General features: G+C 38.8%; 12 protein-coding genes, 1 other RNA gene and 2 pseudogenes. 12 read left to right on the forward strand and 3 right to left on the reverse strand.

Annotation, left to right across the window (positions count from 1 at the left end; translation table 11 throughout):
- Nucleotides 1-206: 206 nt before the first annotated feature.
- Nucleotides 207-590, reverse strand: coding sequence for a rhodanese-like domain-containing protein (locus tag CWS20_RS25015; protein WP_066201127.1), 384 nt, complete (start codon nt 588-590; stop codon nt 207-209).
- Nucleotides 591-1,053: 463 nt separating this feature from the next.
- Between CWS20_RS25015 and CWS20_RS25020 the strand changes: the two genes are divergently transcribed.
- From CWS20_RS25020 to CWS20_RS25035, 4 genes and pseudogenes are all read left to right on the forward strand, one after another.
- Nucleotides 1,054-1,890, forward strand: coding sequence for a lipoate--protein ligase family protein (locus CWS20_RS25020; protein ID WP_066201124.1), 837 nt, complete (start codon nt 1,054-1,056; stop codon nt 1,888-1,890).
- Between the two features lie 381 nt (nt 1,891-2,271).
- Nucleotides 2,272-3,090: pseudogene (locus CWS20_RS25025) on the forward strand (ribonucleotide reductase barrel domain-containing protein); the annotation flags it as partial.
- Between the two features lie 321 nt (nt 3,091-3,411).
- Nucleotides 3,412-5,151 (forward strand): annotated as a pseudogene (locus CWS20_RS25030) (vitamin B12-dependent ribonucleotide reductase); the annotation flags it as partial.
- Between the two features lie 152 nt (nt 5,152-5,303).
- Nucleotides 5,304-6,191 (forward strand): patatin-like phospholipase family protein, encoded by an 888-nt coding sequence (locus CWS20_RS25035; RefSeq protein WP_066201121.1) that lies wholly within the window; start codon nt 5,304-5,306, stop codon nt 6,189-6,191.
- Between the two features lie 12 nt (nt 6,192-6,203).
- Here the strand turns inward: CWS20_RS25035 and CWS20_RS25040 are convergent, their stop codons facing one another.
- On the reverse strand, nt 6,204-6,593 hold the full coding sequence (locus CWS20_RS25040; RefSeq protein ID WP_276328341.1) for an SA1362 family protein: 390 nt from the start codon (nt 6,591-6,593) through the stop codon (nt 6,204-6,206).
- Nucleotides 6,594-6,945: 352 nt separating this feature from the next.
- Here CWS20_RS25040 and CWS20_RS25045 point away from each other — a divergent pair, with 352 nt between their 5' ends.
- The 5 genes from CWS20_RS25045 to ssrS all read left to right on the forward strand — a co-directional run bounded on the left by CWS20_RS25045 (nt 6,946) and on the right by ssrS (nt 10,158).
- Nucleotides 6,946-7,461, forward strand: a complete 516-nt coding sequence (locus CWS20_RS25045; RefSeq protein WP_066201115.1) for a YqhR family membrane protein — start codon at nt 6,946-6,948, stop codon at nt 7,459-7,461.
- Nucleotides 7,462-7,533: 72 nt separating this feature from the next.
- Nucleotides 7,534-7,965, forward strand: coding sequence for a type II 3-dehydroquinate dehydratase (gene aroQ, locus CWS20_RS25050; RefSeq protein WP_066201109.1), 432 nt, complete (start codon nt 7,534-7,536; stop codon nt 7,963-7,965).
- Nucleotides 7,966-7,979: 14 nt separating this feature from the next.
- On the forward strand, nt 7,980-9,041 hold the full coding sequence (locus CWS20_RS25055; protein ID WP_066201104.1) for a M24 family metallopeptidase: 1,062 nt from the start codon (nt 7,980-7,982) through the stop codon (nt 9,039-9,041).
- A gap of 286 nt (nt 9,042-9,327) precedes the next feature.
- On the forward strand, nt 9,328-9,885 hold the full coding sequence (gene efp / locus CWS20_RS25060; protein ID WP_066201101.1) for an elongation factor P: 558 nt from the start codon (nt 9,328-9,330) through the stop codon (nt 9,883-9,885).
- Between the two features lie 90 nt (nt 9,886-9,975).
- A non-coding RNA gene (ssrS, locus tag CWS20_RS25065) (6S RNA) lies at nt 9,976-10,158 on the forward strand.
- A gap of 183 nt (nt 10,159-10,341) precedes the next feature.
- Here the strand turns inward: ssrS and CWS20_RS25070 are convergent.
- Nucleotides 10,342-11,700: an alkaline phosphatase gene (locus tag CWS20_RS25070; RefSeq protein WP_083957520.1), complete on the reverse strand. Its 1,359-nt coding sequence runs from the start codon at nt 11,698-11,700 to the stop codon at nt 10,342-10,344.
- Nucleotides 11,701-11,877: 177 nt separating this feature from the next.
- Here CWS20_RS25070 and spoIIIAA point away from each other — a divergent pair, with 177 nt between their 5' ends.
- From spoIIIAA to spoIIIAC, 3 genes are read left to right on the forward strand one after another with little or no spacing between them, the layout of a single operon-like run.
- Nucleotides 11,878-12,801 (forward strand): stage III sporulation protein AA, encoded by a 924-nt coding sequence (gene spoIIIAA / locus CWS20_RS25075; protein WP_066201098.1) that lies wholly within the window; start codon nt 11,878-11,880, stop codon nt 12,799-12,801.
- A 1-nt stretch (nt 12,802) separates the two neighbouring features.
- On the forward strand, nt 12,803-13,318 hold the full coding sequence (gene spoIIIAB / locus CWS20_RS25080) for a stage III sporulation protein SpoIIIAB (protein WP_066201095.1): 516 nt from the start codon (nt 12,803-12,805) through the stop codon (nt 13,316-13,318).
- A gap of 49 nt (nt 13,319-13,367) precedes the next feature.
- Nucleotides 13,368-13,574 carry a stage III sporulation protein AC gene (spoIIIAC, locus tag CWS20_RS25085; RefSeq protein WP_066201092.1) on the forward strand — a complete coding sequence of 69 codons (207 nt, stop codon included), beginning with the start codon at nt 13,368-13,370 and terminating at the stop codon, nt 13,572-13,574.
- Nucleotide 13,575: the final 1 nt, after the last annotated feature.

Below are 13,575 nucleotides of genomic sequence, written 5' to 3' on the forward strand. Positions count from 1 at the left end.
TTTATTCCTCTAAAGCGTCAGAAGTCGTCAAGCTTCAGGTGAAGAAACGAGGTTTATTCCTCTAAAGCGTCAGAAGACGGCAAGCTTCAAAGTAACGAACCAGTATTATACCATGAAGAGTGAGAAACGGCTGAGCATCGCAAATAGAGAACGGCTCAGAAACTCGTAATAAAAAATAGAGGCCCAAAATCAGGGCCTCCAATCATTTATTTTTTAGTTTTAATTTTTCCGCTCCACTTTTTAAATCCGCCTTGTAGATGAGAAAGATCTCGGTAACCTTTGCGGCGCAATAATTGTGCAGCTCGTCCGCTTCTCATGCCACTCTGGCAATATAAATAAACAGGCTTGTCCTGTCGCAGTTCGATTAGACGGGTTTTTAATTGTGATAATGGGATGTTTCTTGCACCTAAAATATGTCCGCCTTCATATTCGTTTGGTTCACGTACATCAATAAGCTGAGCTTTTCTATAGCCCTCTCTGAATTCTTGTTCAGTTAAAGTTTTAACGATTCTTTTTTGATATAGCCACGTAATGACTGAATAAACAATAATTGCTCCAATAATAATTAGCAGGAAATAAAGTGTAGACAATTGATCTTTCTCCTTTCACACTTTGCTTAAGCCAAGATATATTATATAAGTTTTTACTATGTTTCGTAAAGGAAAACGAAGAATTTTTATTAGGAATTGATGATATTTTTTTTCAATTGGATAATTCGTGTTATCTCAGAAAAACTTTTATATAAAAATTTCGATCGTTCAGGCCGAAATATTTATTAAGGCAGTATCCTAAGAAAGGTATCTTGCAGCCGATCATCTGCTATGAACGAAATGTAAAGCAGCGGGTGTGTGGTGAGCCTAAGTGGTATCAAAACATAAAAAGAACTCAGCTATCCCGAGAATAGAGCAAAAAGTGATATCAAAAAAGAACCCAGTTTTCATAACGAACACGGTTCAATTTCCCAAAATCTATTGCTTTTTTTTTAGAGTGAATTTTGGTAGACTAGGATACGCTTATGGTTTCGTAAAAGACTATTTGTAAAAGAGGGTTAATATGGAGAAGGAAGTTTGGCGATTTATTGATTCAGGTATGGGATCACCGTCCTATAATATGGCATTGGATGAAGCTTTGCTAGAGTGGAATAGCGAAGGAAAAATGCCGCCTGTTATTCGATTTTATGGCTGGAATCCAGCTACACTTTCAATCGGCTATTTTCAAAAAGCAGAGAAAGAAATTGATATGGATGCAGTAGAGCGCCATGGGCTTGGCTTTGTGCGTCGGCCAACTGGTGGCCGAGGGGTATTGCATGAGCATGAGCTTACATATAGCGTCATTGTTTCGGAAGAACATCCTGAGATGCCGAAAACAGTCACAGAAGCCTACAGAGTCATTTCTGAAGGTGTGTTGAAAGGCTTTCACCATTTAGGGATGGAGGCTTACTTTTCGGTTCCGCGCTCTGAAGAAGAAAAGGCGTCATTAAAAAACCCGAGGTCGTCCGTTTGTTTTGATGCTCCGAGCTGGTATGAGCTCGTTGTAGAGGGCAGGAAGGTAGCTGGCAGTGCGCAGACAAGGCAAAAGGGTGTTATACTTCAGCACGGTGCGATTTTGTTAGACTTAGATGAAGATAAGCTATTCAGCCTCTTTAAGTATTCTAATGATCGAGTAAAGGAAAGAATGCAGCGTGCTTTTAAAAATAAGGCTGTTGCCATAAATAATTTAACTGCTGAAAAAGTCAGCTATGATCAAGCAAAAGCAGCTTTTAAAAAGGGCTTTGAAGAGGGACTGAATATAGAGCTAGAACCATATGAGCTGACTAATGAAGAACGCGAATATGTTGAAAAGCTTGCTCGTGAGCGTTATGAAAGCGATGAATGGAACTTTAGAAGATAGATATAGAAAAAAATTTCGGCGCAGTGGCCATTTTTATTTGGAACCTGCGTCGAAATCCTTTGGGTTGAAGCTTTGAACGAATGTTTGTAAAAGGCAGAAAAAGTGCAAACCGCAAAATTGCTTGAAATTAAATGGATAAGCATAGAAATCCAATTAAAACGTCCATTTCCTCATGCTTATCCTCTTTTTTATGTTTGACAAATTTAAAATTATCTTAATCTAACACAATATATAGTAGTGTCGAAAATAATCAGAACACTATATATTGATTTTTTATGTTTGGATATGATAACGTAAGGGTATTCTTTAAACCAGCTATTTTAATTATAAATATAAATTTTTAAAGAGAATCAGATTTTATTTATTGAAGGAGTTGTCATAATGTCTGTTGCTACTGGACAAAAAATGAAGCTAAATGTTGAGAGGTTAAATGAGGACATACGTTTATTCCCACAAGTCCATCCAATTACCCCAGAGATGAAATTAACCCACAAAGGAGTTTCCCGTCTTGTCATGCTGGACAGGTATACTTTCAAAGATACTGAAAAAGTAACATTAACAGAAGGTGACTTCGTTGTTTTAACTATAAAAGAAGATCCTAAATTCCCTGCTCGTGGATTAGGATTTATTATGGAAATTGACTGGGAAAATAAAATGGCTACTGTACAGGTGGAAGAGGATTATCGAGGTGTGCTTGACCATCCTGAAGAAGTTGAAACAGGCATTATTAAAAAATCCTTAGATGTTATCGAAAAGCCGCTGGAAATTTATTATGAGCAAATTGCGAAAAGAAACGCGACAGGGCTTGCATCTGTTGAAAAAACAGAGGAAAAGCAAAAGGAATGGTTTGAAAAATTTTATCATGAATTAGCAAGCTTAAATTTCATTCCTGCAGGCCGTGTGCTTTACGGAGCTGGGGCGGATACTGAGGTAACATACTTTAATTGTTATGTAATGCCTTTCGTCCAGGATTCACGTGAAGGAATTTCAGAACATCGCAAGCAGGTGATGGAAATTATGTCCCGTGGAGGCGGAGTCGGAACGAACGGTTCGACGCTTAGACCACGAAATACTTTAGCAAAAGGCGTTAACGGTAAATCATCGGGATCTGTATCTTGGCTTGATGATATTGCTAAACTGACACACCTTGTTGAACAAGGCGGATCAAGACGCGGTGCACAAATGATCATGTTAGCGGATTAAATAGATGCTGTAGTCCGCGCCGTTCAGACAATGAATGGCTGGAAAATCGGGTGAATTGCAGGAAAATCCTTTAGAGGCAAAGCTGCGACAACGTGACTGGAAACGGTGAGCGTGAACGCTTTAAAAAACGCTTTGCATTGGACAATCTGCAGCCAAGCGTCATTGGGCAAAGGTAATGGCGAAGGTTCAACGACTAGAGAGTGAGTCCCAACAATAAACTCTCATAAGCGCCCGACCCCTATTGCAGAATAGGGTGATGATATAGTCTAGTCCGACTGCGCAGCAGTGTAAATATCCCGAAAGGGACGGTAGGGAACGTGGCATCCAGATATTATTGAATTTATTATTTCTAAAATGCAAAACCCAAGAATTCTTCGCTTTTTATTAGAAAATACAAAAGACGAGACGATTAAAAGGTATGCGAAAGAAAAATTAAAATTCACCCCTTTTACTGAGCAGGAAATTGCAATGTACCAAGGGATTACAAATTATAAAACCATTCCTGGTCTTGGCGGATTTAATGAGAAAATTATTAAAGATGCGGAGGAAAAATTGCAAGCAGGCGGTACGTATACGGTTCATAACTCAGAATTCCTAACAGGTGCAAATATTTCCGTTTGCTTGACGAAGGAGTTTATGGAAGCAGTTGAAAACGATGCAGAATATGAGCTTCGTTTCCCTGATGTTGAAGGCTATGACGCTGATCGCATGAAAATTTATAATGAACAGTGGCATGAGGTCGGCGATGTTCGCGAGTGGAAAAAAATGGGCCATAAAGTTCGCGTTTATCGAAAAATTAAAGCGAAAGAGCTTTGGAACTTAATTAATATATGTGCAACATACTCAGCAGAACCAGGAATTTTCTTTATCGACAATGCTAATGATATGACAAATGCGAAAAGCTATGGCCAAAAGGTTGTTGCGACTAACCCTTGCGGTGAGCAGCCATTAGCACCATACAGCGTATGTAACTTAGCGGCTGTAAACCTAGCAGAAATGGCGGATAAAGAAACCAAAACTGTTAATTTTGAAAAATTAGCGAAAACAGTAGAAATCGGTGTGCGTATGCAAGATAATGTAATCGATGCGACACCATATTTCCTAGCAGAAAATAAAAAGCAAGCTCTAGGTGAACGCCGTGTTGGCTTAGGGGTTATGGGTCTCCATGATTTATTAATCTATTGTGAAACAGAATATGGATCTGAAGAAGGCAACGTTCTTATTGACAAGGTGTTTGAAACGATTGCAACAACTGCATATCGTGCGTCCGTTGAAATTGCACAAGAAAAAGGCAGCTTCCCATTCTTGACTGGCGAAACAGCGGAAGAAACAAACCGCCTTCGTGAGGCGTTTACTAAAACAGGCTTTATGGAAAAAATGCCTGAAGATATTAAAGCATCAATTCTGGAGCATGGCATCCGAAACTCACACTTGTTAACTGTTGCGCCAACCGGTTCAACAGGAACGATGGTAGGTGTTTCAACAGGTCTTGAGCCATACTTCTCATTCTCATATTATAGAAGCGGACGCCTTGGTAAATTTATCGAAGTAAAGGCTGATATTGTACAAGAATACTTAGACAGAAACCCAGGTGCAAATCCTGAAAATCTGCCAAACTGGTTTATTGCTGCGATGGACTTAGCACCTGAAGCGCATGCTGATGTTCAATGTGTCATTCAGCGCTGGATAGACAGTTCTATCAGCAAAACTGTTAATGCGCCAAAAGGCTATAGTGTAGAGCAGGTTCAAAAAGTATACGAACGCTTGTATCGTGGCGGTGCGAAGGGCGGTACAGTCTATGTGGATGGTTCCCGTGATTCGCAAGTGCTCACATTAAAAGCAGAAGAAAACACATTTGAGGATGAACTAGAGACGAAAGAAAAAACGAAACAGCATGTTGTCCTTGTAGATACAATTAGTGATCTTCGTTCAACAGATGTTACGATTGGATCAGAAGTTGGAAATACTTGTCCGGTTTGCCGAAAAGGAAAAGTAAAAGAAATCGGCGGCTGTAATACATGCACAAATTGTAATGCACAGTTAAAATGCGGATTGTAAATGAATAAAGACAGGAGGGTGATAATCCTCCTGTCTTTTTTATTTTTCGATATGTATTCACCCCATTAATCACAAAACAAGTCACACTCAAATACTTTAATAAAGGAAGGGTTATAGGACGTCAATGCACGTTATTGATGGGGGTGGCTTACATGGAAATAGATGGTGTGTTTTCTGGCGGTGGAATTAAAGGGTTTGCACTAATCGGCGCCTATGAAGAGATTGAGAATCGGGGGCTGCACTTTAAGCGAGTTGCTGGCACTAGTGCTGGATCACTAATTGCCGCATTAATTATTGCAAACTATTCAAGTGAAGAAATCGCCAGGATGATGGATGAACTGGACTTGAACAAATTCCTAGATCCACGGAAAACCGTTATCCCGTTTGCAGCTACAAAATGGTTTTTATTATATTGGAGCTTAGGATTATATAAAGGGAATGAATTGGAAAAGTGGATTAGTGAAAAGCTGGCAGCAAGGGGAATTCGAACATTTGCTGATATACCACAGCAGTCTTTAAGAATTATTGCATCAGATTTAACTAATGGCCGCTTAGTTGTCCTACCTGATGATCTCCACAAATATCAAATTGACCCAGCAAAATTTCCAGTAGCTAAAGCAGTTAGAATGAGCTGCAGTCTGCCTTATTTTTTCGAACCGGTTAAACTATACGGCCCCGGTCATTCTACAAATATTATAGTTGATGGCGCAGTGCTCAGCAATTTTCCAATGTGGTTATTTGATAAGGACAATGTCAAGAAAACAAGGCCGGTGCTTGGAGTGAAACTTAGCAATAATACTAATGAAATTCCTCCTAAAAAGATAAAAAATGCGATAAAAATGTTTGAGGCGCTGTTTGAAACGATGAAAGATGCTCATGATTCACGCTATATTTCCAGAAGTCATGAACAAAATATTATTTTTATTCCTACAGAAGGCGTCCTTGCTACAGAGTTTGAACTGACTCAACAAGGGAAGTATGACCTTTTGAAATTGGGGAGAGAGCGGGCAAGAGAATTTTTATCAAAATGGACATATTAAAAAATCGGGCTTCTATAAAGATGCCCGATTTTTCTTTTTGCCTTTTTTTCCTTCTATCACAGTTAAATGAGTAGTAGAAGACTTCCTTTTCGATTTTTTGATCGATGTTAATGTGCCCGTTTTTGCTTTACGCTGAATTGCTGAGCCTTGCTCTTTATTTTTAAATCGTTTCTTTGATTTTTTTGCTGCTTGTGCAAATGCTCTGTGCTCACGCTTGCCGGGATTAGCTCGGTTCACTCGCTGCACAATAAAATAGATTACTGCTACGACAATAGCAATGACTGCTATGCTTTGGAATAGACCAGTCGGATTATTGACAAGTTTAACGCCTAGTCCAAGGATAGCAAGGATAATCAGTCCTGAGACTACATAAAAAGAAATCCGATTTTTCAAGAAAGCCACCTCCCTATGAGCATGATGAGCATTTTTTAAAACTTTTAAACTTAGTTTTAAAAGAAAGTTGCTTGAAAAAACGCTGCTTTTAATGATATCTTACCCAATTTTTTAAAAATAAAGCAATATTTGCTTAAGAAAAATATTATTCTAATAATCCTTGTATTATCAATATTAATTTTAAAATAAATTGTGATAATACAAAGCACCATTTATATATATTTTAAATTCTACTCGAGTTGCTGTAAAACCTTTAGGATTATGTGAAAAAAGAATGAACAAAGGAAGTTGATTATTATTTTCCTACAATTATGCAATGGTTTTTTCCGCATTGGACATAATAAAAGCGGAGGTGGATATAATGGGTGAAGAACATCAAGAACTTGAACAAAATGAACGCGAAAAACCAATGTCGTTAATGAATATGACGGTGCTAACAGGATTTATAGGAGGCATTTTATGGAGCAGTTTAGGCTACCTCTGTTATGTGCTTAATTTTACTGAAATAGGACCTAGGGTGATCTTAGATCCGTGGACAATTGGCGAATGGAAGGATAGCTGGCTCGGCATTGTTATTGCCATTGTATTAATTGGGGTTATTTCAATTGGAGCCGCGCTGATTTATTATGTTGCATTAAGAAAATTTACAAGTATGTGGTTTGGAGCGGCCTATGGTGTCGGTATCTATCTGCTTGTTTTTTTTATACTCAATCCGATTTTTCCTAGTATTGCTCCTTTTACTGAATTAAGCAGGAATACAATCATTACATCTTTTTGTTTATACCTTTTATATGGTATTTTTGTCGGTTATTCCATTTCTTATGAAACGAGTGAATTGAAAAAGCAAAAAAAGATGGAGAAAGAAGCACAAACTTAAATCATTCCGTAGTGAGTTAGAATTATTTTGTGATAGAATAATCATATTGAATATTATTCACAGGAGAAAATCATGAAAAAATTCTTGCTTTTAAATGGTCCGAATCTGAACCTATTGGGTCAGCGTGAGCCGGGTATTTACGGTTCTGAAACTCTTGAGCTGCTTGAGAATAATATGAAACATTTAGGTGCTTCTGCTGAAATTGAAATTGATTGCTTTCAATCTAATCATGAAGGAGCTTTAATTGACAAGCTGCATGATGCAGGTGCACAAAAGATTTCAGGTGTTATTTTTAATCCGGGTGCATTTACACATTATAGCTATGCAATTAGAGATGCAATAGCAGCAATAAATGTGCCGGTGATTGAGGTACATATTTCCAATGTTCATGCTCGTGAAGAGTTTCGCCATCATTCAGTTATATCCGCAGTCACACGCGGACAAATTGTTGGTTTAGGTTTAAAGGGTTATGAATTGGCTTTTCATGCTTTAAAAGATTTATAAGGGAGAGGATCACTTTGGAAAAAATACAAAAACTACGTGCAACTTTCGAAAAACTTGGAATTGATGGATTTCTTGTTACTAGCTCATACAATCGCCGCTATATGTCTAATTTCACTGGATCTGCAGGGGTTGTTTTAATCAGCAATGATAAAGCTTTATTTATTACAGATTTTCGTTACACTGAACAAGCGGGGAAACAATGCCAAGGTTATGAAGTTGTTCAACATACAGGTTCTATTCCAGAGAAACTGGCGTCATTAGTACAGCAATTAGGCATTAAGAAGCTCGGTTTTGAACAAGATCATGTAACCTATTCCTCGTATCAGACGTTTGACAAGGCAATTGATGCAGAATTAGTGCCGATATCGGGAGAAATAGAAAAGTTACGCTTGATTAAGGATGAATCAGAGATTAAGATATTAAAGGGAGCAGCCAATATTGCTGACGCTGCATTTACACATATTCTTAACTTTATTCAACCCGGAAAAACGGAAATTGAAGTTGCGAATGAACTTGAGTTTTTTATGAGAAAAGAAGGGGCAACATCATCGTCTTTTGATATGATTGTTGCGTCCGGTCACCGTGGAGCTCTTCCTCATGGTGTAGCAAGTGATAAAGTCATTGAAAAAGGTGAGCTTGTCACATTAGATTTTGGTGCGTATTACAATGGCTATGTTTCAGATATCACTAGAACGGTTGCTGTCGGTCAACCTGATGCCAAAATGCAAGAGATCTATCATATTGTTTTAGAAGCTCAATTGCGAGGTATGAAGGGAATTAAGCCAGGTATTACTGGTAAAGAAGCCGATGCACTGACTAGAGACTATATTACTGAAAAAGGTTACGGAGACAACTTTGGCCATTCAACAGGCCACGGCATTGGTCTGGAAGTTCATGAAGGCCCAGGGCTATCTTCTAAGTCAGATATTGTACTTGAGCCAGGGATGGTTGTTACATGTGAGCCGGGGATTTATCTTCCAGGGCTCGGCGGGGTAAGAATCGAAGATGATACAATTATTACAAAAGATGGTAATGAGAACCTTAACAGCTCTAAAAAAGAGTTAATCATTCTTTAATGATTGATCGCGGATTAACGGGCAATAAGACCAGCACTTCAGGAACTTTCGAGAATTGTGCCACATTCTTACGGCTTTAGTTTTCTTGATGTGAATCCGTGGCGAGGATAGTGAGAGGTTAATTGCCCGTAAAAGCCTGATGATCAGAACTCAGACTAAAAGTACGCCACATCCTGTGGCAACGCCTGAGTGACCCGCATCCTGCGGGTCCCAGCTAAAAATCAGTGGACGGTGTAGTAAACCGCACTGATAAAAGTTTCACTTTATAATTAGGAGGATTTTTTGCATGATTTCAGTAAATGATTTTCGTACAGGATTAACAATTGAAGTGGATAACAGCATCTGGCGCGTAATGGATTTTCAACACGTGAAACCAGGTAAAGGAGCTGCGTTTGTCCGTTCCAAATTGCGTAATCTTCGTACTGGTGCAATCCAAGAAAAAACTTTCCGTGCAGGAGAAAAAGTAGGAAAGGCTCAAATAGATAACCGTAAGATGCAATATTTATATGCTAATGGCGACCAGCATGTATTTATGGATACAGAATCATACGATCAAATCGAGCTAGCTGCAACGGCAATTGAATATGAATTGAAATTTTTAAAAGAAAACATGGAAGTTTCAATCATGCTATACCACGGGGAAACACTTGGCGTTGAGCTTCCAAATTCTGTTGAGCTTGAAGTGACAGAAACTGAGCCAGGTATTAAGGGAGATACAGCTTCAGGCGGTACTAAGCCGGCTATCCTTGAAACAGGACTAAGTGTGCAAGTGCCTTTCTTCATTAATCAAGGCGATGTACTAATTATCAATACGACAGATGCTTCATACGTATCTCGTGCATAAAATGAAAAATCCGAGGCTTTGGCTTCGGTTTTTTTATGGATATTCTATTTTCCTTGTCATTGAGTGATTGTTATAGTAAGATAATTAGTATGAAGGCTGCGTTGTACGTTTGTATATGAAGTTTCAACCTTTACTTAAATAACGGGAGTTCAAAATTATTGAAGGAATAACATGCCTACATTATGTAGGACGTTAGGAAAACAATTGCGAACACCCACCTGGTGGAGCAGGTTATGAAACTCCATATTAATCGGCGGCAACAGCGGCTTATTGTATTGTTTAAAAACATGTCATAACCATTTTGGTTAGCATGTTTTTTTATTTTATAAAAAGTATAAACCTATGCAATACATATAAAAATGGCAGCATTTCGAAAAATGCTACCATAAGACACATGCGGTTCGTATCTCGTTTTGATCCCACAAAAATACGTCTATCAAAACAGTGTTCATCACCTTATAAATCATAGCCCATTAGTTCAGCAATTTTCCTTGGAACCTCAGTATTATCCATCACGCCGTGAAATTCCTCAGCACCTGTTCCGTAGGCAAACAGGATAACGGGGTTTCCTGTATGACCTCCCGCGCTGCTTATTGAGCGGATTTTCCTGCTAATAATGCCTGCATAATTTCTTTCAGCAATATAACTGCCAACCTCCCAAATCTCTTTGTTTTTCGTGTAAACTTTTCCTCGTGCGTTCATCATTCTCTGATTTAATTTGTTGATTTCTCTATCAGATAACTCCATTCCTGCATATTGCTTTAGCGCCTGATATATTGAATTTTTATCATATCCTGCGCCGTCTGTAGCTTCCTTAAATTGCGAGACGATGTATTCTGGTGAGGCACTGGCCGATTTTAATGAGCGGATATTTAACGGTTCAGTTCCGGACAGTCCCATTGTTTCATGATCAGCAACGACAATCACTAATGTTTGGCTATCCTTTTCAGCCCAGCTTTTTACTTGCCGCACAGTTTCATCGAACTCTTTTGTTTCAAGCCATACGCTCGTTAAATCAGCTGAATGGGCAGCATGGTCAATTCTCGCACCTTCTATCATTAAGAAAAAACCATTCTTATTATTTAAAGTGTCTATTGCTTTTTTTGACATTTCCCATAAAAAAGGTTCGTCGCTTTTATAATGCTTGCGATCGATTTTAAAGCTCATATGGTGCGGTGAAAATAAGCCAAGAATTTTTTCCCCTTTAGTCTTTGACAATCCAATTTGGTCTTCAATGACTGTATATCCCTTTTTTTTGGCTTGTGCAATTAAATTTCCTCGAAAGTATTTTTTACCGCCGCCCATAATAACATCAATGCCATGATCAATTTGCTGGCGTGCAATGTCACTTTGGTTTGTCCATCTATTGGCTATGCTTGCTGAAAAAGCAGCAGGAGTAGCATCCGTTACTGAATTGGTTGTTAATATGCCAGTGCGTTTCCCGTTTGTTTTAAAAGCATCAAGGATGCTATCGATCTCTTTTCCATCAGGTGTAACGCCAATCATTTCATTATTTGTTTTTTTGCCGGTGGCGAGCGCTGTGCCTGCTGCAGCGGAATCTGTAATCATCCGATTGGCTGAATATGTATGGACAAGTGCTGTATAAGGAAGAGATTCTAAAAAAAGCCGTCCATTCTTGCCGTATTCCAGCTGTCTGGCAATTTCAATCTGTCCTGCACCCATGCCATCCCCAATCATCACAATCACGTTTTTCGGTTGAGCCGACTTTCCTAAAGTAAATGCTTTTGCTGTGTCGGCAACATTTAGACAAAAAATAAAGAAAAAGGTGAAGGTTAAAAATTTTATCAATTTCATTTCATTGTTCACACTCCGCATTAACAATTTCCTTTTATTATCCCTCTCTTCAGCAAGAATTATTTCATGATGCAATTCATCTGTCATAATGTCGCAAACGAGGCATACATTTTAATTAATAAGAGGCTAGTCCTATAAAAACAGCGGCATCAGACTTTGTAAAGGAGGACTTTCGAGTTGGAATCCATTCTAGCATTTTTACCAAAAACTATAAGTGAACAGATCATGCAATTGCCTTCTCGACAGTTAAGTGGAATGGAAGAAATTCGCGTTCGTATTAACAAGCCATTGGAAATTGCAGAAAAAGGAAAATATCACCTTTTACCATATAAGGTTGAAGCGAATGACGCGATTCATTTATTGAATAAAATTAGTCATTTCTCCATTTATACGCTTGAAGAAGAGCTAAGGAGAGGCTATATCACCATTGAAGGCGGTCACCGTGTCGGTTTAGCTGGAAAAGTCATTCTCGAAGAAGGCAAGGTCAAAGCAATTCGTGATGTATCTTCCTTTAACATTCGAATTGCAAAAGAAAAGATTGGCAGTGCAGAGAAACTTGTCTCCTACTTAAAAAAGGATGATTGGCTCCATACGATGATTATCGGAGCACCACAAACAGGGAAAACCACACTGCTGCGCGATATCGCAAGAATTGCTTCCACAGGGGATAAAAATGGATTATTTACTGCCAAAAAAGTAGGGATTGTAGATGAAAGATCAGAAATTGCCGGCAGTGTCGGTGGAATTCCTCAGATGACATTTGGAGCGCGTCTCGATGTCCTTGATTCATGCCCGAAAGCGGAGGGGATGATGATGATGATTCGATCGATGAGTCCTGAAATATTGATTGTTGATGAATTGGGAAGCAAAGAGGATGTTGAGGCTGTAATGGAAGCAGTCAACGCTGGAATTAAACTAATCACTACTACACACGGCTATTCTTTTGAAGACATAAAACGGAGACCCATTATGGCCCCTCTGTTAAATTTAGATATTTTTGAACGGTTTATAGAACTGGATCGCCGAGTGGGTCCAGGAAATATTAAAGGGATTAGAGATGCCGATGGAAAAGAAATTCGCCATAAAATGTGGGTGAACTAAAATGATTAAACTTGTTGGAGCGGTATTGATCATTGTTGCCACCACGCTAGTTGGATTTGAAGTATCTAAGCGTTTAAGTGAAAGACCACGACAGTTAAGGCTATTGAAGTCAGCACTGCAATCATTGGAGGCTGAAATAATGTATGGCCATACACCATTGCATGAAGCCTCCAGGAGGTTAGCTGCTCAGCTTTCAAAACCGATATCTACTTTTTTTGACCACTTCTCCAAGAGGCTCACACATACGGAAACAACCGTGATGGAAGCATGGGAAGGCAGCTTAAAGGAAGTATGGAAAACAACCGCATTAAAAGGCGGTGAATATGAAATTATGAAGCAATTTGGCGAGACATTGGGTCGCCATGATCGCATTTCACAGCAAAAGCAAATTAGGCTGACATTGGCCCATCTTGAGAGAGAAGAAGCGGATGCGCATGAGAAGCAGGCCAAATATGAAAGGATGGCAAAAAGCCTTGGATTTTTATCAGGTCTTCTGCTCATCATTTTATTAATGTAATCATGAAAAATGATGTCTTGATATGTGAGAGGCATAGGAGGAGAAAGAAATGGGCTTGGACGTAGATATTATTTTTAAAATTGCGGGAGTAGGAATTGTCGTTGCATTCTTGCATACCATTCTTGACCAAGTAGGCAAAAAAGAGTATGCCCAGTGGGTCACATTATTTGGCTTTATTTATATTTTATTTATGGTTGCATCAGTAGTTGATAATCTCTTTCAGAAAATCAAATCCGTATTTTTATTTCAAGGCTAAA

This window comes from Cytobacillus horneckiae, from assembly GCF_002835735.1.
Classification (GTDB): domain Bacteria; phylum Bacillota; class Bacilli; order Bacillales; family Cytobacillaceae; genus Cytobacillus; species Cytobacillus horneckiae.

Coding starts and splice junctions, on each gene's coding strand:
- CWS20_RS25020 (WP_066201124.1), top strand. CDS start 1,054: ATGGAGAAGGAAGTTTGGCGATTTATTGATTCAGGTATGGGATCACCG.
- CWS20_RS25035 (WP_066201121.1), top strand. CDS start 5,304: ATGGAAATAGATGGTGTGTTTTCTGGCGGTGGAATTAAAGGGTTTGCA.
- CWS20_RS25045 (WP_066201115.1), top strand. CDS start 6,946: ATGGGTGAAGAACATCAAGAACTTGAACAAAATGAACGCGAAAAACCA.
- aroQ (WP_066201109.1), top strand. CDS start 7,534: ATGAAAAAATTCTTGCTTTTAAATGGTCCGAATCTGAACCTATTGGGT.
- efp (WP_066201101.1), top strand. CDS start 9,328: ATGATTTCAGTAAATGATTTTCGTACAGGATTAACAATTGAAGTGGAT.
- CWS20_RS25070 (WP_083957520.1), bottom strand. CDS start 11,700: ATGAAATTGATAAAATTTTTAACCTTCACCTTTTTCTTTATTTTTTGT.
- spoIIIAB (WP_066201095.1), top strand. CDS start 12,803: ATGATTAAACTTGTTGGAGCGGTATTGATCATTGTTGCCACCACGCTA.
- spoIIIAC (WP_066201092.1), top strand. CDS start 13,368: ATGGGCTTGGACGTAGATATTATTTTTAAAATTGCGGGAGTAGGAATT.